The sequence below is a fragment of the Pseudomonas sp. C8002 genome (assembly GCF_013385765.1).
Lineage (GTDB): Bacteria > Pseudomonadota > Gammaproteobacteria > Pseudomonadales > Pseudomonadaceae > Aquipseudomonas.
Genome location: NZ_JACAPJ010000001.1, coordinates 259 through 19140, shown reverse-complemented (window position 1 = coordinate 19140; position 18882 = coordinate 259). Strand labels below are relative to the sequence as shown.

General features: G+C 61.9%; 15 protein-coding genes. 9 read left to right on the top strand and 6 right to left on the bottom strand.

All coding sequences use genetic code 11. The annotated features are described in order from the left end of the window. Positions 1-68: 68 nt before the first annotated feature. The 4 genes from xylA (at position 69) to HX814_RS00060 (ending at position 5209) form a co-directional block, all read left to right on the top strand. Positions 69-1385, top strand: coding sequence for a xylose isomerase (xylA, locus tag HX814_RS00075; protein WP_003219661.1), 1317 nt, complete (start codon positions 69-71; stop codon positions 1383-1385). 57 nt (positions 1386-1442) lie between these two features. Then, entirely contained in the window at positions 1443-2444 is a 1002-nt protein-coding gene (gene xylF, locus HX814_RS00070) for a D-xylose ABC transporter substrate-binding protein (RefSeq protein ID WP_003219660.1), read from the top strand. Between the two features lie 68 nt (positions 2445-2512). Then, positions 2513-4072: a D-xylose ABC transporter ATP-binding protein gene (gene xylG / locus HX814_RS00065; protein ID WP_134326919.1), complete on the top strand. Its 1560-nt coding sequence runs from the start codon at positions 2513-2515 to the stop codon at positions 4070-4072. Next, the gene (locus HX814_RS00060; protein ID WP_177009787.1) at positions 4073-5209 is read left to right on the top strand and encodes a sugar ABC transporter permease; all 1137 of its coding nucleotides are present in this window, start codon (positions 4073-4075) and stop codon (positions 5207-5209) included. Positions 5210-5521: 312 nt separating this feature from the next. Here the strand turns inward: HX814_RS00060 and HX814_RS00055 are convergent, their stop codons facing one another. The 5 genes from HX814_RS00055 to HX814_RS00035 all read right to left on the bottom strand — a co-directional run bounded on the left by HX814_RS00055 (position 5522) and on the right by HX814_RS00035 (position 11312). After that, positions 5522-7108: a GMC family oxidoreductase gene (locus HX814_RS00055; RefSeq protein WP_008436028.1), complete on the bottom strand. Its 1587-nt coding sequence runs from the start codon at positions 7106-7108 to the stop codon at positions 5522-5524. Positions 7109-7157: 49 nt separating this feature from the next. Next, positions 7158-8039 (bottom strand): sugar phosphate isomerase/epimerase, encoded by an 882-nt coding sequence (locus HX814_RS00050; protein ID WP_177009788.1) that lies wholly within the window; start codon positions 8037-8039, stop codon positions 7158-7160. Continuing rightward, positions 8023-9063: a glycoside hydrolase family 3 N-terminal domain-containing protein gene (locus tag HX814_RS00045; RefSeq protein WP_008436030.1), complete on the bottom strand. Its 1041-nt coding sequence runs from the start codon at positions 9061-9063 to the stop codon at positions 8023-8025. Before HX814_RS00045 ends, HX814_RS00050 begins: the two co-directional genes overlap by 17 nt. Beyond that, on the bottom strand, positions 9050-10081 hold the full coding sequence (locus HX814_RS00040; RefSeq protein ID WP_177009789.1) for a glycoside hydrolase family 3 N-terminal domain-containing protein: 1032 nt from the start codon (positions 10079-10081) through the stop codon (positions 9050-9052). The genes HX814_RS00045 and HX814_RS00040 overlap by 14 nt, the downstream gene beginning before the upstream one ends. Positions 10082-10145: 64 nt before the next feature. Then, on the bottom strand, positions 10146-11312 hold the full coding sequence (locus HX814_RS00035) for a Gfo/Idh/MocA family protein (protein ID WP_177009790.1): 1167 nt from the start codon (positions 11310-11312) through the stop codon (positions 10146-10148). A gap of 438 nt (positions 11313-11750) precedes the next feature. Between HX814_RS00035 and HX814_RS00030 the strand changes: the two genes are divergently transcribed. Continuing rightward, positions 11751-12617: a helix-turn-helix transcriptional regulator gene (locus tag HX814_RS00030; protein ID WP_032899479.1), complete on the top strand. Its 867-nt coding sequence runs from the start codon at positions 11751-11753 to the stop codon at positions 12615-12617. Here the strand turns inward: HX814_RS00030 and HX814_RS00025 are convergent. Next, positions 12608-13699 carry a thiamine pyrophosphate-dependent enzyme gene (locus tag HX814_RS00025; RefSeq protein ID WP_177009791.1) on the bottom strand — a complete coding sequence of 364 codons (1092 nt, stop codon included), beginning with the start codon at positions 13697-13699 and terminating at the stop codon, positions 12608-12610. The genes HX814_RS00030 and HX814_RS00025 overlap by 10 nt on opposite strands. Positions 13700-14458: 759 nt before the next feature. On the opposite strand from HX814_RS00025, the gene HX814_RS00020 reads away from it, so the two are divergent. From HX814_RS00020 to HX814_RS00005, 4 genes are all read left to right on the top strand, one after another. Then, positions 14459-15619: a PotD/PotF family extracellular solute-binding protein gene (locus HX814_RS00020; RefSeq protein ID WP_177009792.1), complete on the top strand. Its 1161-nt coding sequence runs from the start codon at positions 14459-14461 to the stop codon at positions 15617-15619. A 109-nt stretch (positions 15620-15728) separates the two neighbouring features. After that, the gene (locus HX814_RS00015) at positions 15729-16664 is read left to right on the top strand and encodes an ABC transporter permease (protein WP_008430156.1); all 936 of its coding nucleotides are present in this window, start codon (positions 15729-15731) and stop codon (positions 16662-16664) included. A gap of 28 nt (positions 16665-16692) precedes the next feature. Beyond that, positions 16693-17484, top strand: coding sequence for an ABC transporter permease (locus HX814_RS00010; RefSeq protein ID WP_008430153.1), 792 nt, complete (start codon positions 16693-16695; stop codon positions 17482-17484). A 5-nt stretch (positions 17485-17489) separates the two neighbouring features. Next, entirely contained in the window at positions 17490-18557 is a 1068-nt protein-coding gene (locus HX814_RS00005) for an ABC transporter ATP-binding protein (RefSeq protein ID WP_008430152.1), read from the top strand. Positions 18558-18882: the final 325 nt, after the last annotated feature.

Below are 18882 nucleotides of genomic sequence, written 5' to 3'. Positions count from 1 at the left end.
GTTGGCCGGGGGCCGTTGCTAGTATCGAGGCAAGGTTAACGTGCACTCATAACAACAAGGATCTGGCGATGCCCTACTTTCCCGCGGTCGAAAAAATCCTCTATGAAGGCCCCGATAGCGACTCTCCCCTGGCCTTCCGGCACTACGATGCAAACAAGCTGATCCTCGGCAAACCGATGCGCGAGCACCTGCGGATGGCCGCGTGTTACTGGCACAACTTCGTCTGGCCCGGCAGTGACATGTTCGGCTCCGGCACCTTCCAGCGGCCCTGGCAGCAACCGGGGGAAGCCCTGCAAGTGGCACGCGGCAAGGCCGAAGCGGCGTTCGAGTTTTTCTCCAAGCTGGGCATCGACTACTACAGCTTCCACGACACCGACGTGGCTCCCGAAGGCGCAAGCCTGGCGGAGTACCGCGACAACTTTGCGCGGATGGTCGACCAGCTCGAAGGCCATCAGGAACAGACCGGTATCCGGCTGCTGTGGGGCACTGCCAACTGCTTCAGCAACCCGCGCTTCGCCGCCGGCGCCGCCAGTAACCCGAACCCGGAAGTGTTTGCCTATGCGGCGGCCCAGGTGTTCAGCGCGATGAATGCCACCCACCGTCTCAAGGGCTCCAGCTATGTGTTGTGGGGCGGCCGCGAAGGCTACGAGACCCTGCTCAATACCGACCTCAAGCGCGAGCGCGAGCAACTCGGGCGGTTCATGCGCATGGTGGTCGAGCACAAATACAAGATCGGCTTCACCGGCGAGCTGTTTATCGAGCCCAAGCCACAGGAGCCCACCAAGCACCAATACGACTACGACAGCGCCACCGTGTTTGGCTTCCTGCATCAGTTCGGCCTGGAGAAAGAGATCAAGGTCAACATCGAGGCCAACCACGCCACCCTCGCCGGCCACAGTTTTCACCATGAGATCGCCACCGCCGCGTCCTTGGGGATTTTCGGCAGCATCGACGCCAACCGTGGCGACCCGCAGAACGGCTGGGACACCGACCAGTTCCCCAACAGCGTCGAGGAGCTGACCCTGGTCACCTACGAGGTACTCAAGGCCGGTGGCTTCAAGGGAGGTGGCTACAACTTCGACTCCAAGGTACGCCGCCAAAGCCTCGACGAAGTGGACCTGTTCCATGGCCACGTGGCCGCAATGGACGTGCTGGCGCTGTCACTGGAACGCGCCGCCGCCATGGTGCAGAACGACGCCCTCGAACAGTTCAAGGCCCAGCGTTATGCCGGCTGGGACCAATCCTTCGGGCGTGCCGTGCTTGGCGGCGACTTCAGCCTGGCGTCGCTTGCCGAGCATGCCTTCAGCCACCAACTGAACCCACAAGCCGTGAGTGGCCGCCAGGAGATGCTCGAAGGCGTAGTGAATCGCTTTATCTACCCATGACCGCTACGCTCCAGGTCCAGCAGTGCGTCTAAACAACAATAAAAGGGACTCACCATCATGAAACACCTGAAAACTGTCTTGCTCACCAGCGTTCTGGCACTGCTTTCCAATTCGGTCATGGCCGACGCGGCCCATCCGAAAATCGGCTTTTCCATCGACGACCTGCGCCTTGAACGCTGGGCCCGCGACCGCGATTATTTCACCGCCGCCGCCGAACAACTGGGGGCCAAGGTCTATGTGCAGTCGGCGGACGCCAACGAACAGCGGCAGATCTCGCAGATTGAAAACCTGATCTCCCGGGGCGTCGACGTGATTGTGATCGTGCCGTTCAATGCCACGGTGCTGAACAACGTGGTGGCCGAGGCCAAGAAAGCCGGGGTGAAAGTGCTGTCCTACGACCGGCTGATTTTGAATGCCGATATCGACGCCTACATCTCCTTCGATAACGAAAAGGTCGGCGAGATGCAGGCCCAGGGCGTGTTGAACGCGCAGCCTAAAGGCAATTACTTCCTGCTGGGCGGCGCACCTACCGACAACAACGCGAAGATCCTGCGCCAGGGCCAGATGAAGGTGCTGCAGCCTTCGATCGACAAGGGCGACATCAAGATTGTCGGCCAGCAATGGGTCAAGGAGTGGAACCCCACCGAAGCCCTGAGCATTGTCGAAAACGCCCTGACCGCCAACAGCAACAAGATCGACGGCATCGTCGCCTCCAACGACGCCACCGCCGGCGGCGCGATCCAGGCCCTGGCGGCACAAAAACTCGCGGGCAAGGTGCCGGTCTCGGGCCAGGATGCCGACCTGGCCGCGATCAAGCGCGTGATCGCCGGCACCCAGACCATGACCGTCTACAAGCCCCTGAAGCTGCTGGCGTCCGAGGCGGCCAAGCTCTCGGTGCAACTGGTGCGTGACGAGAAACCGGCCTACAACTCGCAGTACGACAACGGCAGCAAACAGGTGTCGAGCATCCTGCTCAAGCCGACCGCGTTGACCAAGGACAACGTCAACGTGCTGGAAGAAGACGGGTTCTACACCAAAGCGCAAATCGCCGGGCAGTAAGCGTACGGCTCACTGCAGGGGCGGTATGAGGCCGCTCCTGCCTTTTCGCTGTGGAATGAGTGCCCGCCATGTCCGACTACCTGCTGGAAATGAACAACATCGTCAAGACGTTCGGTGGCGTCAAAGCCCTGAATGGCATCGACATCAAGGTAAAACCCGGGGAATGCGTAGGGTTGTGCGGCGAGAACGGCGCCGGCAAATCGACCCTGATGAAAGTGCTGTCGGCGGTGTATCCCCATGGCACCTGGGACGGCGAAATCCTTTGGGACGGCCAGCCGTTGCGCGCCCACTCCATCGCCGAAACCGAAGCCTGCGGCATCGTGATCATCCATCAGGAACTGACCCTGGTACCCGACCTCTCGGTGGCCGAAAACATCTTCATGGGCCACGAGCTGACACTGCCCGGCGGGCGCATGAACTACCCCGCCATGATGCACCGTGCCGAAGCCCTGATGCGCGAGCTGAAAGTGCCGGACATGAACGTCGCCCTGCCCGTTTCGCAATACGGCGGCGGCTACCAGCAACTGGTGGAAATCGCCAAGGCCCTGAACAAGCAGGCGCGCCTGCTGATCCTCGACGAACCCTCCTCGGCGCTGACCCGCTCGGAAATCGAGGTGCTGCTGGACATCATCCGTGGGCTCAAGGCCAAGGGCGTCGCCTGCGTGTACATCTCCCACAAGCTCGATGAGGTCTCGGCCATCTGCGACACCATCGCGGTGATCCGCGACGGCAAACACATCGCGACCACGGCCATGGCCGAGATGGACGTGTCGCGCATCATCACGCAGATGGTCGGCCGTGAGATGAGCAACCTCTACCCCACCGAACCCCATGCGGTCGGCGAGGTGCTGTTCGAGGCGCGCAACGTCACCTGCTACGACGTCGACAACCCGGGCCGCAAGCGGGTGGACAATGTCTCGTTCAGCCTGCGCCGTGGCGAAATCCTCGGCATCGCCGGGCTGGTGGGCGCCGGCCGCACGGAACTGGTGTCGGCGCTGTTCGGCAGCTACCCCGGGCGCTACCAAGGCGAGGTGTGGCTGGATGGCAAACCGATTGATACACGCACGCCGCTGAAGTCGATTCGCGCCGGGCTGTGCATGGTCCCGGAAGACCGCAAGCGCCAGGGCATCGTCCCGGACCTGGGCGTTGGGCAAAACATCACCCTGGCGGTGCTGGACCGTTTCTCGCACCTGACGCGCATCGATGCCGAGGCGGAACTGGGCAGCGTCGAGCAGGAAATCAAGCGCATGCACCTGAAGACGGCGAACCCGTTCCTGCCGATCACCAGCCTGTCCGGCGGCAACCAGCAGAAGGCCGTACTGGCCAAGATGCTCCTGACCAAACCCCGGGTGCTGATCCTCGACGAACCGACCCGTGGCGTAGACGTGGGCGCCAAATATGAGATCTACAAATTGATGGGCGCGCTGGCGGCCGAAGGCGTGTCGATCATCATGGTGTCCTCGGAGCTGGCCGAGGTGCTGGGGGTCTCCGACCGGGTGCTGGTGATCGGCGAGGGCCAGTTGCGCGGCGACTTCATCAACCAGGGCCTGACCCAGGAACAGGTGCTCGCCGCCGCCCTCAGCCAACCGAACGGGCATGACAATAATAATGATCGGAAGTCCGCGTAAATGAACCAGGTCAAACAGCTTTTTACCCGCTATAAAATGCTCGCCCTGTTGATCGCCGTGGTGCTGATCTGGGTGTTTTTCAGCTGGCAGACCGAAGGCGGTTTCCTGACCCCGCGCAACCTGTCGAACCTGCTGCGGCAGATGTCCATTACCGGCATCCTGGCCTGCGGCATGGTGCTGGTGATCATCAGCGGCGAGATCGACCTGTCGGTGGGCTCGATGCTCGGTTTGCTCGGCGGCGTCGCGGCGATCCTGGATGTGGTTTATCACATTCCCCTGCCGCTGAACCTGGCCATCGTCGCCCTCTGTGGCTTGCTGATTGGCCTGGGCAACGGCTACATGACCGCGTACCTGCGCATCCCCTCCTTCATCGTCGGCCTGGGCGGCATGCTCGCGTTTCGCGGGGTGCTGCTGGGCATTACCGGCGGCACCACGATTGCACCGGTTTCGCCACAAATGGTGTACATCGGCCAGGGTTACCTGCCGACGGTGGTCGGGGTGATTCTCGGCGTGTTGCTGTTCGGTCTGGCGATATTCCTGACCTGGCGCCAACGCCACAACCGCGCCCTGCACGGCTTGGCGCTGCCGTCGATGCTGCGCGACAGCGTGCGCGTGGTGTTGATCGGTTTCGTGCTGGCCGGCTTCGTCTACACCCTCAACAGCTACGACGGCATTCCCGTGCCGGTGCTGCTTCTGCTGGTGCTGCTGGGGGTGTTCAGTTACGTCACCAGCCAGACCGTCTTTGGCCGGCGCATCTACTCGGTGGGCAGCAACATGGAAGCCACGCGCCTGTCGGGGATCAACGTGCAGGCGGTCAAACTGTGGATCTTCGGGATCATGGGCGTGATGTGCGCCCTCGCCGGGCTGGTCAACACCGCGCGCCTGGCGGCGGGTTCACCTTCGGCGGGCAACATGGGCGAACTGGACGCTATCGCGGCGTGCTTTATCGGCGGTACTTCAATGCGCGGCGGTTCGGGCACCGTGTACGGCGCCCTGCTCGGCGCACTGGTGATCAGCAGCCTGGACAACGGCATGTCGATGCTCGACGTGGACAGCTACTGGCAGATGATCGTCAAGGGCAGCATCCTGGTGCTGGCGGTGTGGGTGGATGTGAGTACACGGACGGGGCGCCGTTGAGATTTGGGCAATGGCATGGAGCTTGCTCTTGACCAGCAGGCGGCCGATATCGGCCTCGACTTGAGCAGAAACGACCCACGAGGCACATGCCATGCACAGTTTGTTCTTTGCAACCGCTCAGATGATCAACGGCCGCGTACAGTCCGTTGATTCCATGGACAAACATCCGGACCCTAGGGCAATGCCCCTTGAACTGCAGGCAAAGCTTGGCATCGCCCTTGGGCTGCTGGCCCTCGGCAGCTGTTTCGCGCTGTGGTTGATCGGCGCCTGAGCCTGCCCCAAAAAGAGGCTGGTGTTACCGCTCGGGCAACTCTATCGGGCGGTCCGGATCATGTCGGCAGCTTTTTCGCCGATCATGATGCACACCGAGTTGGGGTTGCCTGAAATCAGGGTCGGCATGATCGACGCATCGGCCACCCGCAGCCCTTCGATGCCATGCACCTTGAGGTCCGGCCCCACCACCGCCCGCTCATCCACACCCATGCGACAGGTGCCGGATGGATGCAGTGCGGCGTGGGCTTCCTGATGGCAAAACCGCTTCATCGCTTCGCGCGAACGCACGGTGGGTTCCGGTACATGCCGACGAGCCACGTAGGGTTTGAAGGCCGCCTGGGCCATGATCTGTTCGCCCACAAGGCAACCGTCCACCAGGCTTTCAATGTCGTACGGATCGGAAAAGTAGTTGGGCACGATGCGCGGCGGGGACATCGGGTCGGCGGAGTAAAGCTCCACATAGCCCCTGGACCTTGGCCGTATCTGCCCCAGGTTCAACGTGCAGCCATTGCCGCCGGGCACCGAATCCACACCCTCCTCGATGCCCGCGCCCACCACCATGAAATACTGGATATCCGGGTGCACCGCCGTCTTGTCGCCCCACCAGAACGCCCCGCCTTCAATCAGGTTGGACGCCGCCGGGCCTTGCCGGAACAACGCGTACTGCAACCCCGCCATAAGCTTCCACCAGGGTTTTTTGTACTTGTCATAGCTGTGGGGGCCGGTCAGCTCATACACCAGTGAAATTTCGATATGGTCCTGCAGGTTCTGCCCCACACCGGGCAAATCCTGAACCACTTTGATCCCGTGTTTTTCCAGCTGCTCAGCGGGCCCGATCCCCGACAACATCAGCAACCGGGGTGAGTTGATGGCGCCGCAGGACAGGATGATTTCCTTGTCGGCGTGCATCACCTGGCGCACGCCCTTCTCCAGGTATTCGATGCCGACGGCCTTGTTGCCCTGCATCAGGATACGCAGCACCCGGCAGCCGGTCTTCACCGTCAGGTTCTTGCGCGACTTGGCCGGCGCCAGGTAGGCCACGGCGGCACTGCTGCGAAAGCCGTTTTTGGCGGTGATCTGGTACAGCCCGCAGCCCTCGGGCTGGCCTGAGTTGAAGTCTTCGTTATAGGGCAATCCAAACTGCTGGCAGGCCCGCAGCCAGACTTTGGTCAAGGGATGGATATTGATCGGGTCCGACACCCCCAACGGCCCGCCGACACCGTGCACCTCGTTGCAGAACCGCTCGTTGTCCTCGGCCTTTTTGAAGTACGGCAACACGTCTTTATACGACCACCCGGCGGCGCCCTGTTCGGCCCAACCGTCGTAGTCGGCAGGCACGCCACGGATATAAATCATCGCATTCACCGAGCTGCCGCCCCCGAGCACGCTGGCCTGGACCATGGTCGGCGTTTCGCTGCGGTGCTGGTCCTCGGTCGGCTCCCACGCATAACGCTTGAGCAGCGGGCCCTGGGCGGTCTTGTAGTAGGCGCCGGGAATATGGATGTAAGGGCTGCGATCCCGCGGGCCTTCCTCGAACAGCACCACCGACGCTCCCGCATCCTCACTCAGGCGCGATGCGACTGTGCAGCCCGTGGAGCCGCCCCCGATTACGATGAAATCCACCATGACAACCTCAGATCTTTTTAGTATTCAGCCAGTGTCGAAACGCGCGTTATCAACCGACCAGGCCGGTTAACAGCGTCTTCAATTGTTGGGCGACGGCGTAGCTGTTTTGCTGCTGCTGTTTTTTGCAGAACAACTCACAACTCCACCACCCGGCGTAACCGGTGGCCTTTACCGCGGCGGTCCACTCGACCAGATCGAGCACGCCGCTGCCGGTGGGCACATCGCGCAGCACTTCCTCATTCGGGATACCGCCTTCGAAGGCCAGTGAGTCGCAGACATGCACGCCGTAGATCACGTCCTTGTCGAGCCGGGCGACGTCCGCAGGGGTCACGCCGCTGGTAAAGCAATGCCAATAGTCGATCACCATCTTCACGTTGCTGCGCCCGGTGCGTTCAATCAGCTGCAGTTGGTGATCCAGGGTGTTGAGTGGCGTCCAGGACAAGGCTTCGAGGTAGAGCAGCAGACCGTATTGCCTGGCCACATCGGCCAACTCCGCCAGGTTGCTTGCCGTGCGGGCGTATTGTTCGGCCTGATCCAGGCCCAGCAAGCCTGAGTAATGCAGGCTCTTGCCGATCGCCTGAAAATCAATCACCGCCTGTACATTGATCGGACCGGTGAGGACCTGCACGCCTTTGGCGCCCACCAGATTGGCCAGCTCAAATAGCCGCCGGGCTTCCTTGAACAGGTCATCGCGCTCGGCGCCCTGGCGTTCGATGTCCCGCAGGTAGCCGATGCCGGTGACAGGCACGTCGTTGAGCAGTGCTTGAAGCTCTGACTCGGTATAGCCGGCCTGCAGATACGCCTCCAGCTTGCCGCTGTTGATCTCCAGCGCGTCAAAACCCAGCGTCCGGGCTATGTCGATATCCATCGCCAGGGTCGAGTGTTTCGCAACGGTGGAATGCAGGGCGAGGACGTTATTTTGGGTTGCCATATGGCGCTCCTACGGTTGAGTAGCGATCAGCCAAGGCACCAACGGCCAACGCCGCGGCGTCCAGCCGTGCTTGGGGCAAGAGGCCCTCGGCGACGGCGGCGACAATCGCCCGAACGATCTGCGGCACGTGGGGCATAGCCTTTGCGGAAATCAGTAATAAGTCGGCCCCGGCATTCAGCGCGGCCACTGCGACCTCGCCGAGGGACATCTGGCCGATGGTTGAGCGGTGATCGAGGTCGATGGTCATCACCAGCCCCTTGAAGCCCAACTCCTGGCGCAACACGCCGATCAATTCAGGCGACACCGAGGCTGCCGTGGGCGGTGTGCACGCAGCGAATATCGCCGGGCCCATCATCACCGCATCGGCGCCAGCGTCGATCCCGGCCTGGAACCCGGGCCAGAAGGCCCGCAGTTGCTGCATGGATTCGCTGACCACCGCCGTTTCAGTCGACGGCTGCTGAAACAGCACCGGGTGCCCGGGGAAGTGCTTCAGGGTGCTGGCCATCCCGGCCCGCCGCACGCCGCGCACATACGCCCCGACCATCGCCGCCGTCTGGTGGACATCGCCCGACAGCGTGCGCCCCGCCAGCCACACATTACGGCCGCCGACCACATCCGCCGTCGGCGACAGCAGCAGGTTGACCCCGGTCGCCCGCGCGGCGGTGGCGACCTTGAAGCACGCCTGCTCCAGCGCCGCACAATCCATCGCCCGGGCCACATCGGGCTCCGGCAGCGCCGGGGTCACCCCTTGCAAGCGGTGCACGGCGGAGATGTCGGCATCGGCTGCCAGCAGCAGCGGCCCACCCAGTTCGGTGGCCGTGCCGGTAAAACGCTGCCAGATGTCCAGGGTTTCGGTTTGCAGGCGGCTGGCGCTCATTTTTCCGCTGACGTATTCCTCTCCCGTCTCGCCAAACAACAGGCTGCGCCCGCCATTGCCGAGGAACCGACGCACGTCATCCGTCATCTGCACGTCCAGCAATACCGGGAACAGTACGCCGTAGGCCTTGCGGTCATTCGCGCTCATGGCTGGTTTCCTGGGTGGCGATTGCCAGTTGACGAACCTTGGCAGCGGCGTCCAACAGAACCTGGCGGTCCAGGGTGCCTTCGTGGACGGCGGCGACAATCGCCTCGGCGATGCTGTCCAGGCCTGACTCGCTGGACACCAGCAACAGGTGCGCACCGGCCACCAGGGAGGCTACGGCGGTGTCGGGGATGGTATTGCCGCGCAGGATCGACACGGCGTCCAGGTCATCGGAAATGATCAGGCCTTCGAAGCCGAGGGTGTCACGCAGTACGCCGATGACCTTCGACGAGGTGGACGCCGACTGCTGCGCATCAATCGCAGGAAATACCGCCGGGCCAGGCATGACGGCTTTTACGCCGGTGGCGATGACCTGCTTGAACACTTCAAGATTGTCATGCAGCAATTCCAGCGGCCCCGGCACGGTGGCTTCGGCAATGGCCGGATCGTGCTCGGTGACGTAGTGCCCGGGAAAGTGCTTGGCAGTGGCGATCACACCCGCGCGCTGCACCCCGCGGATAAACGCGCAGGACACTCGGCTGACTTCCACTGGATCCGCGCCCAGGTGCCGATTGTGCAGCCATGGATTGACGCCGGTGACCACGTCCACGATGGGCGCCAGGAACAGATTCACGCCCAGCCCGCGGGCCGCGGCGGCCATCTCGAAGCAACGTTGCTCGAGGTCCTCGGCGCCGAGGTCCTGGAGCTGCGCCCGGGTGGCGACCGCCGGGACCAGTTGGTGCAGGCGTTCGATTCCGCCGAGTTCCTGGTCTACCGCGATCAGCACCGCAGAGCCCGCCAGCGCCGTGGCTTCCTTGACGATACTGATGAAATCGGCTTTGGACTCGGCCGCCTTGCGCGCCGGGCTCATGCCTCGGCCCACGTATTCATCCCGGGTTTCCCCAAGCAACAGGGACACACCACCACGGCTCAGGTAACGGCGCACATTGTCGTCCAGGTGCAAATCCCCGAATGCGGGAAGCAGTACCGAATACGCGGCGCGATGCAGTTCGCTTGACATTGTTTTTCCTCAACAGCGTTTGGGTGAGTCGTTGGATGCGCAGCGGTGCCACGCATGAAATCAATTACCGCGGGAAAGGCACCCAGGCCCGCTGCTGGTGGGATTCGAGGCTGGCCTGGGACAACAACACCCCGCGCACGCCTGCGTGAATATCCGGCAACGGGACGCTGGTCGCTGTGCGCCATTGCGCCCCGGCGTCCAGGGCCTCGGCGAAGTCGGCGTACAGCACGGCCAGCGCTTCCAGATAACCTTCGGTATTGCCCGCCGGCAAGCTGGTGAACGTCAGCGTCTGCGGCCTGTTGTCGGACTGGCCTCGCCGATAGATGCGGTCTGCACCGTCAGTGGGCGTGAACAACAGGGTTTCCGGTGACTCCTGGCACCACTCGAGCGAAGCCAGGCTGCCGACGACCTTGAAGCGCAAGCCGTTGCGATGCCCGGGCGCGGCGAAACTGGCCCACAACAATCCATCCACGCCGCCGTCGAATTCCAGTTGCACCACGCAGGTATCGTCCAGGCCCCAACCCGGCACCACGCTGGTCAACTTGGCGTTGAGCTGGGTGCAGCGCTGCCCGGACAGAAACTCCAACAGGTTGAAGGCGTGGGTGCCGACGTCTCCCAGCGCGCCGGTGGGGCCGGCCTTTTGCGGGTCACCGCGCCACGCCAGGCTATTGCTCAAGCCGGACACGCCGGGGGCCAGCCACTCCAGCAGGTATTCGACGTACAGGAAGCGCAGCTCACCCAGCTCGCCGGCCTGGATGCGACTGCGGGCGTCCCTGACCATCGGGTAGCCCTGGTAGGTGTAGGTCAGCGCAAAAAATGTCCCATGGCGCTCGGCAAGGCTCGCCAACTCATGGGCTTCGTCAGGGTGGTTGACCAGGGGCTTGTCGCAGATCACCGGGATGCCCGCCTCCAGGAACAACCGGCACGGTTCGAAGTGCAAGTGGTTGGGCGTCACGACAACCACCGCCTCGATCGGGTCGGAGCGGCGAGACTCGGCGGCCGCCATGTCCTCGAACGACAAGTAGATACGTTCGGGTTCAATAGTGAGCGCTGCGCCCGCCTCGCGGCATTTATCCGCGTCGGCAGAGAACGCGCCGGCGACGATATCGAAGCGATTACACAGGCGCATCGCGGCGCGGTGGTAACTGGCGAAGTAAGCGCCCTGCCCGCCGCCGACCATGCCGACCTTGAGTCGCCTCTTTCCGGGAATGTCGCCGGTCAACCTTGCCATCGCCCAATCCTCCGCAAAAAGCATTGGCCCGAGTATCAGGGGTGACCGGTGTTTCCACCATTTCGCACCCTTGGCGATACCTGACGCGGACTGAAGCACTCCTGCGCAGCACGGGGTGTTACCCGTCGCTATCGAATGTGTTACTGGGCGGACCGCCACCTTCACGATTGACCCGTGAAAACCACAACGCACTGGCGCCGAACCTTCAGTAAAAGCGCTTACAATCTGACGCATTCAGTTATGCTCAAACTTCATGTTCGAACTTAAACAAACGGCATGAAAGATGCTTTGGTAATGATCGGAAGTTTCAAATGCTTAGACGGTTATTACGGTTATGCCCAAGGTTATTCGATAACTGCGCTATAACTTAATAACTGGCGCCTTAACCCAGCCAAGTACATCGAGATAATAATGCCCAGCCGCCCGGACTCATCGCCCCTGTCATTAGCCGCCGCCACCTCCCACCCCGAGCGACAGCAGGCGCGCAGCGACTTGCAGGCCAATGTGCAAAAGAACCTGAGCACGCTGGTGGAGTCCTGCCGGTCGGTGGCCGACATGTGCCGCAAAGTTGATGTGAACCGCCAGCAGTTCAACAAGTACCTGGTGGGCCAGCACGTGCCGTCGCAGAAGATTCTGCAAAAGATCGGCCGCTATTTCATGATGGAAGCCGAAGACCTCTTCCGCCCGCCCGCCGAGTTCAAGAAGTTCTATGAAGGCTATGAAAACGAACTGCCCACCGGCTTGCGGGCTTCGGAGCAGTTCAATCATTTCCTGCCGCTGGCCAAGCAGTCGGCTGACGTGCTCGAAGACTATCTGGGGGTGTATTACCGCTACCACAATTCATCGATCTACAAGGGCCGGATCCTGCGTTCGGTCACCTGCCTGTACCGCGCCGACTCGATGGTGCAGTACGTCACCGTCGAGCGCTTTCCGCTGCGCGATGGCAGCGGCAAGATCGGTTATTCATTCACCTACCACGGGTTCTGCCTGCTGCTGGGCGATCGCCTGTTCATGGTGGATTTCGAAGGCAAGCAACGTAACGAAATGACGTTCTCGATCCTGACGCCGCAGCATCGTCGGCCGATCCGTTTTCTCTATGGGTTGGTGACGGGTGTGGCGTCGTCCTCGTTCCGCCAGCCCTTCTCCACGCGCATGGCGCTGGGACTGGTGGACAAGGGCAAGATCCGCAAGCATCACTTGCGCAATGCAACGGTGCTGTTGCCCAGCGACCAGTCGATCCCGCTGGACGTACGTGAATACATGACCGGCGACAACGCCACCATCGTCTGGGGCGGTCAGGACTGAGGGACCTGCAGGGGCTGGCGTGCCGTCATCATTTCAACCAGCGACGGGCCCTTGCTGTTGAGGGCTTTGACGAGGGTCGCGTTGAGTTGTGACGCGTGTTCCACGCGCCAGGCTTCAAGGCCGAAGTTTCGGGCGATGCCGGCGAAGTCCGGGGCATAGGGTTTGCCATCCGGCAGGTTGAATTCACCGGCCCGGTGCTGCTCGATGGGCGACGTCTGTACGTCGCCCAGGGCTTCGTCACCGTTGCTGTTGAAGACCAGGAATACCACCGGAATGCTGTGCATCACGCACACGGCCATCTCTTGCATCGACTGCAGGAAATCCCGGCTGCCCACGGCACAGACCACCTGGCGGGCGGGCATGGCGAGCTTGGCGCCGATAGCCGCCGGGACGGCCCAGCCGAGGGTGGCGGGGTTGCCGGCGCACAAGTGCCTGCCGGGGTAATGCACCGGGAACATCTTGCGGGCCATGGGCTGGGTGGGGCCGCTACCGAAGACGAGGATGGCGTCGTTTTCCAGCACGGAGGGTGAGGCGCGGCCTTCGCGCAGTACGCTGATGTTTCGCGGGGTGGGTTGGGGTTCTGCACGCAGGGTGGCGGGTGGCAGGCTGGCGTTGGTGGAGGCGCCTTGGAGGGCGTCGTCAATGGACAGGCTGACGGGGCCGGGGTGGGCGCTCAGCATGGTGTCGAAGGCTTGGCGCAGGGCTTGGGGTAGCTGTTGTAGTGTCGAAACCGTCGCGTGATCTTTCATGACGTTGGCGGCTATCGTTTCGGGCTGGGCGTTACTGATGACCAGCAGCGCGCAGGCGTCCTGGTGCGCGGTGGCGAGGGCTCCCAGGGCTGAGGGGATGCCCAGGGGGCCCGTGAGTACGACGGCCATGGGGCGACCGCACGCACGGTAGTAGCCGTCGGCGAGGTGCACGGCGCTGTGGGCCTGGATGACGTGGATGAAGGGGATGTCGGTGCCCGGGGTCAGCAGCGCTTCCACCAGGGCCCGGGCGCCGTCGCCCGGGGGCCCGGCTACGTAGTCGACACTGTTGGCCTTGAGTGCCTTGGCGATGATTTGGCCACCTGTGAATTTCACTCGATACTCCAGCGAATGCGCGGCGTCTGGGCCGGGATCAGGCTTGGAGTATTCGCTTGGTGCGGGGTGGACTCAATTTCGCACCTTGGGTAAAAGAGACGCAGATTGACGCAGATATTGGGGCTCACTACAGCACAGCGGCCTGCAGGCCGGCTTGAGTGTTAGAAGCCAAATCAAAAGCTAAAGCGGGCACGGTCAAATGTGGGAGCTGACTTGCCAGCGATGGCATCGCCCAGGTGTGTCTGATGTACCGAGTTGTCTGCATCGCAGGCAAGCCAGCTCCTACAGAAAAGCCGCTCTGCTTCTGCTCTGGTTTCTAACCTGCAGGTCGGCTTTCAGGCCGCCGTGCTCTTGCTACGGATCCCCCCAGAAACCCCTGGCCCCCCACGTGCGCCGCTTAGGTCACTCCAATGCGTCAGAGTGCGTCGCTTTTAACCCCCCTGCGAAATTGAGCCCCCCGCCTCCCCGCTCAATACTCAACCCATGAAAACAACAAGCCGAGCCTATCAAGCGCTGGGCGCACCGCTTCAGGCCCGCAACACCCTGCAGCCCGGAATAAGCGTGCGTCGCCCCGCCAAGGAAGAGTCAATCGGAACAGTGGAGGCCTTACCACCCTCCCCAGCAGCATGGAATCAATGCTGGCCATAACACTGCCGATCCAACTGACTGCATACAAAAGGACGCACCTGGCATCGACACCAGGCCCATGCCTTGCAAGTCGCTCAACATTTGCACCCACCACCCAGGCAGGAACTCGAAATGAAAAAAGAAATAGAGACGGGTTATGGTTTGACCGGCATTGACTTCAATTTCCTCAGCTTGAAACGACGCTCGTTCCTGCTGGGCGCTGCCGCCTCTGCCGCAGGCTTGTACCTCGGCTCGTTCGTGCCCAGCGCATTTGCCGCCACCACCGGGCACCTGGAAATCCTCGGCTGGGAAGGCGAAACCGGCGACGCCGAACTTGCCGACTGGCGCAAGCAACGCAACGTTACCGTGCGCTCCAGTTATGCCAGCAACCAGGACGACATCACCGCCCGGCTGGCCGGCTCCGATCCAGTGCAGCTCGACCTGACCATGTACGCCTTGGGCTACGAAAAGATCTATCAGGAAATGGGCCTGCTCAAGGCCATCGACACCACGAAGATCCCCAACTATTCCGCCGACAATACCCTCGCGCTGTTCTACAAGGGCAGCCGTTGGTACTGGGACGGCAAGCAATGGGGCATCCCGTTGCTGTGGGGGATGAACACCATCATCTATAACCCCAAGAACGTCAAAAAGCCCACCCAATACACCGACCTGCTGGACCCCAAGCTCAAGGGCAAGTTGACCTTTGTCGATGACGGCACCTCGAACTGGTCGCTGATCGCGACCATCGCCGGCTACGGCGACAAGTACCCCAACCTGACCCGCGCCGAGTTCAACGACGCCTTTGAAAAACTCAAGCCGTACCGTGATCAATGCCGCGTGTTCGCGGCTTCGTCGGGTGACGCGGTATCGCTGCTGGTATCGGGTGAAGTGGACGCGGTGTTCTCGGCCTCCGCCAACACCCCGAGCGAAACCATCAAGCGCGGCGTGACCACTGCCCTGTCGGTGCCCAGCGAAGGCGCAGCGCTGTGGTGCGATGCGTTGTTCATCCCGAAAACCGCCAAGGATATTCCCCTGGCCCTGGAGTTCATCAACAAGACCCTGGAGCCCGATACCCAGGCCAAGATGGCAACCACGATGTTCTCCGGCGTGGTCAACCCCAAGGCCGTGCCGCTGCTGCCGGAGGACCTGAGAAACACCTTTGACTACGCGAACCTCGACAGCTTCTTCGAGAAATCCAAACTCTATGGCCAACCGCCCCTGAGCTCCGAAAAGTATGTGACCTATGCGGAATGGATCGATCAGTGGGCGAACTTCAAAGGCTCGTTCTAGAGCGCTTGGCACGCCGGCGCTGGCAACCGTGGGGTGGGTGTTCATCAACACGCGCCCCACGGGTCAACGCGCCCTGACTCTCGAATAAAAACGCAAAGGCAACCTCATCATGACCGTAGTCAACAACACCGAGTCCATGCCCCTGGACGACGGCGATTCAAGGGTCGGTAAACACGTGAAGATGGATAAGAGAACCCTCAGCGGGTATTGGCTGGCGTCGCCGCCGTTGCTGTTTCTGGTGGTGTTCTTTCTGGTTCCGTCGGCACTGTTGCTGATTGCCAGTTTCTGGACCGCCAAGACCTTCAGCATGGAGCCCGCCGCCACCCTGGCCAACTATGCCAAGGCCCTGAGCGCCAGCGGGTTTTATGACTCGCTGTGGATCGCCCTGCAAAACGGCTTCTGGACCGCCCTGCTCTCCACAGTGATCAGTGCGCCGGTGGCCTATTACATCGTGTACCGCACACGCTCCAACGCCGTGTTGTACCTGGCGTTGGTGTCGTGGTTTTCCAGTTACCTGGTACGGGTCTACGCATGGCGCTCGATCCTGGGCACCAACGGCGTGATCAACTCCACCCTGCTGCACTTCGGCCTGATCGACCAGCCGCTGGAGTGGCTGGTGTTCAGCAAGTTCGCCGTGGTGCTGACCCTGGTGCACATCATGCTGCCCTTCACCCTGTTGCTGCTGGTGTCGGGCCTGCGGGACATCAAGAAGGACTACCTGGAGGCCGCTGCCGACCTGGGCGCCGGCGGTGTCACCATTCTGTGGCGGGTGATCATGCCGATGGCCCACAAGAGCATCGTCAGCTCGTTCATGTTCACCTTCGTGCTGGCCGCCAGCGACTACGTCACCCCGCAACTGCTGGGCGGCCGGGATGCGATGACCACCGGGCTGGTGATCGCCAACCAGTTCCGCTCGGTAGGTAACTGGCCACTCGGTGCGGCGATGGCTTATCTGCTGTTGATCGTGTTCATGCTGGTGTACGCGTTGCTGCTGGGGGTGTTGCGCGCAGCCAACCTGGCACCCGGCAAGCGTTACCACGACTGACTGCCGCTCATAAAAAAGGTAACTCCCCATGATCCGGTTATTCACTTACGTCTACATGTTGTTCCTCTACGCGCCCATCGCGATTATCGCGCTGTTCAGCTTTCACTCGTCCGCCTCGCTGTCGTTCCCGTTCGAGGGTTTTTCCACGCGCTGGTACGAGGCGCTGTTCAGCAGTTCGGACTTCATGACAGCCCTGACCAACAGTGCGATCGTCGCCGCCGGTTCGGCGATTCTCACCACGCTGCTGGGCACGTTCTCGGCCCTGGCGCTGATGCGCATGAAAGGCCGGGTAAAAGCGGTGTTCGCGTTCATGAACTTCGCCCCCATCGCCTTGCCCGGTTTGTTTTTGGGGATTGCACTGGTGATTTTCTTCTCACTGGTCGGCCTGCCCCGCTCGCTGCTGACGGTGATCATCGGCCACACCCTGTTTACCTTTCCGTTCTTCGTGGAGTCGGTGCGCTCACGGCTGGAGTATTTCGACCTGTCGTTCGAGGAGGCCGCGCGTGACCTCGGCGCCTCGCCCCTCAAAGCGTTCTGGCTGGTGACGCTGCCGATCATCGGGCCAACCATCGCCGGCGCCGCGATCCTCGCGGTGGCGCTGTCGATGGATGAATTCCTGATCACCGTGTTCGTCACCGGCAGCGACACCACGCTGCCCCTCATGATTCTTTCGATGATGCGCCGCGCCGTCAGCCCCACCATCAATGCCGCCTCGGTATTCATGCTGGTGGTGACCATCGCCATCATCGCCATTGCCGGCCTGGTCATGACCTTGCGTCGTCGCCGCCTCGAACTTGAACGTGCTGAAACTGCAGAGTAATCACCATGACCAACAGTATTGAACTGACCGGGATTTCCAAGAGCTACGGCAACCTCACTGCCCTGGGCAAAGTCGACCTCACGGTAAAACGCAACGAGATCCTGACCCTGCTCGGCCCCAGTGGCTGCGGCAAGACCACCCTGATGCGGATCATTGCCGGCTTCGAAGAGCCCACCACCGGCAAAGTGGTGATCGACGGCAAGGACTCCACCGCCCTGGCGCCTGAACACCGCCCGGTGAATATGGTGTTCCAGAAGTACGCGCTGTTCCCGCACCTGGACGTGTTCGACAACGTGGCCTTCGGGTTGCGTTTGAAGAAGAAGCCCAAGGATGAGATCAAGCGTGAAGTGAACAAGGCGCTGGAACTGGTGCAACTGGAAAGCTTCAAGAGCCGCTGGATCTCCGAGCTCAGTGGCGGGCAGGCGCAACGTGTGGCCCTGGCCCGCGCGCTGGTGAATCGCCCGGCGGTGTTGCTGCTGGACGAGCCGCTGGCGGCCCTGGACCTGAAGATTCGCCATCACATGCTTAACGAGATCAAGCGCATCCACGAAGAGACTTCCACCACGTTTGTGTATGTGACTCACGACCAGGACGAAGCGATGATCTTGTCGGACCGTGTGGTATTGCTGAACAAGGGTGGCATCGAGCAGATCGGCGGGCCGCAGGAGATGTATTGGTCGCCGCGCACGTTGTTTGCCGCCAGGTTTTTCGGCGATACCAATATCGTCAACGGCACGTATGGGCTCGGTGGCGTGGTCGAGTTGCCGTTTGGGCGTTATGCCCACACCGCTAAAAGCGGCGTGGGTGCAGGGCCGGTGAATGTGTCGATCCGGCCTGAAACCATCGGCCTTGAGCCGGCTCTGGGCGCCGCGCTGGCCGACGGTGCGTTTGCCGGGAAGGTCAAGGACACTTCGTTTATCGGCAATCGGGTGATCTACCGCGTGGAGGTGGCGGGTGGCACGCTTGATCTCAAATGCCAGCAACTGCCGACTCCCGGCAGCCACGCACTGCCGCCGGGTACGAACGTGGCGTTGACCTGCAAACCGGAAAGCTTTGTGGTGATTCCGGTCTGAAGGGGTTGAACATGGGGCCTGGCTGAAGCAGCCGAGGTTCATTTTTACGCTGGATCATGCGCTCTTTCACGGGAGGCTGGTCTGGCGTTTTTTTTGCCCGGGGGGAAGAGAGTAATGGTCGGTTTTATTGAGCGGGAAGTGGGCCCTCCGGTAAGTCTAGATTTACCGGGGGCCCGTGCCGGGCTGACCATCTCATTAGGGCTCTGCCCCGCCTGTCGGCGCCTCGCCTAGGCTCGGCGTTCCCTCACTCCGGCACCGCGAAGCGGGCCGCCGCGAAGCGGGCCATCCATGGCCCGGTGCGGCTAAACCGGCGTCCTGCCGGTTT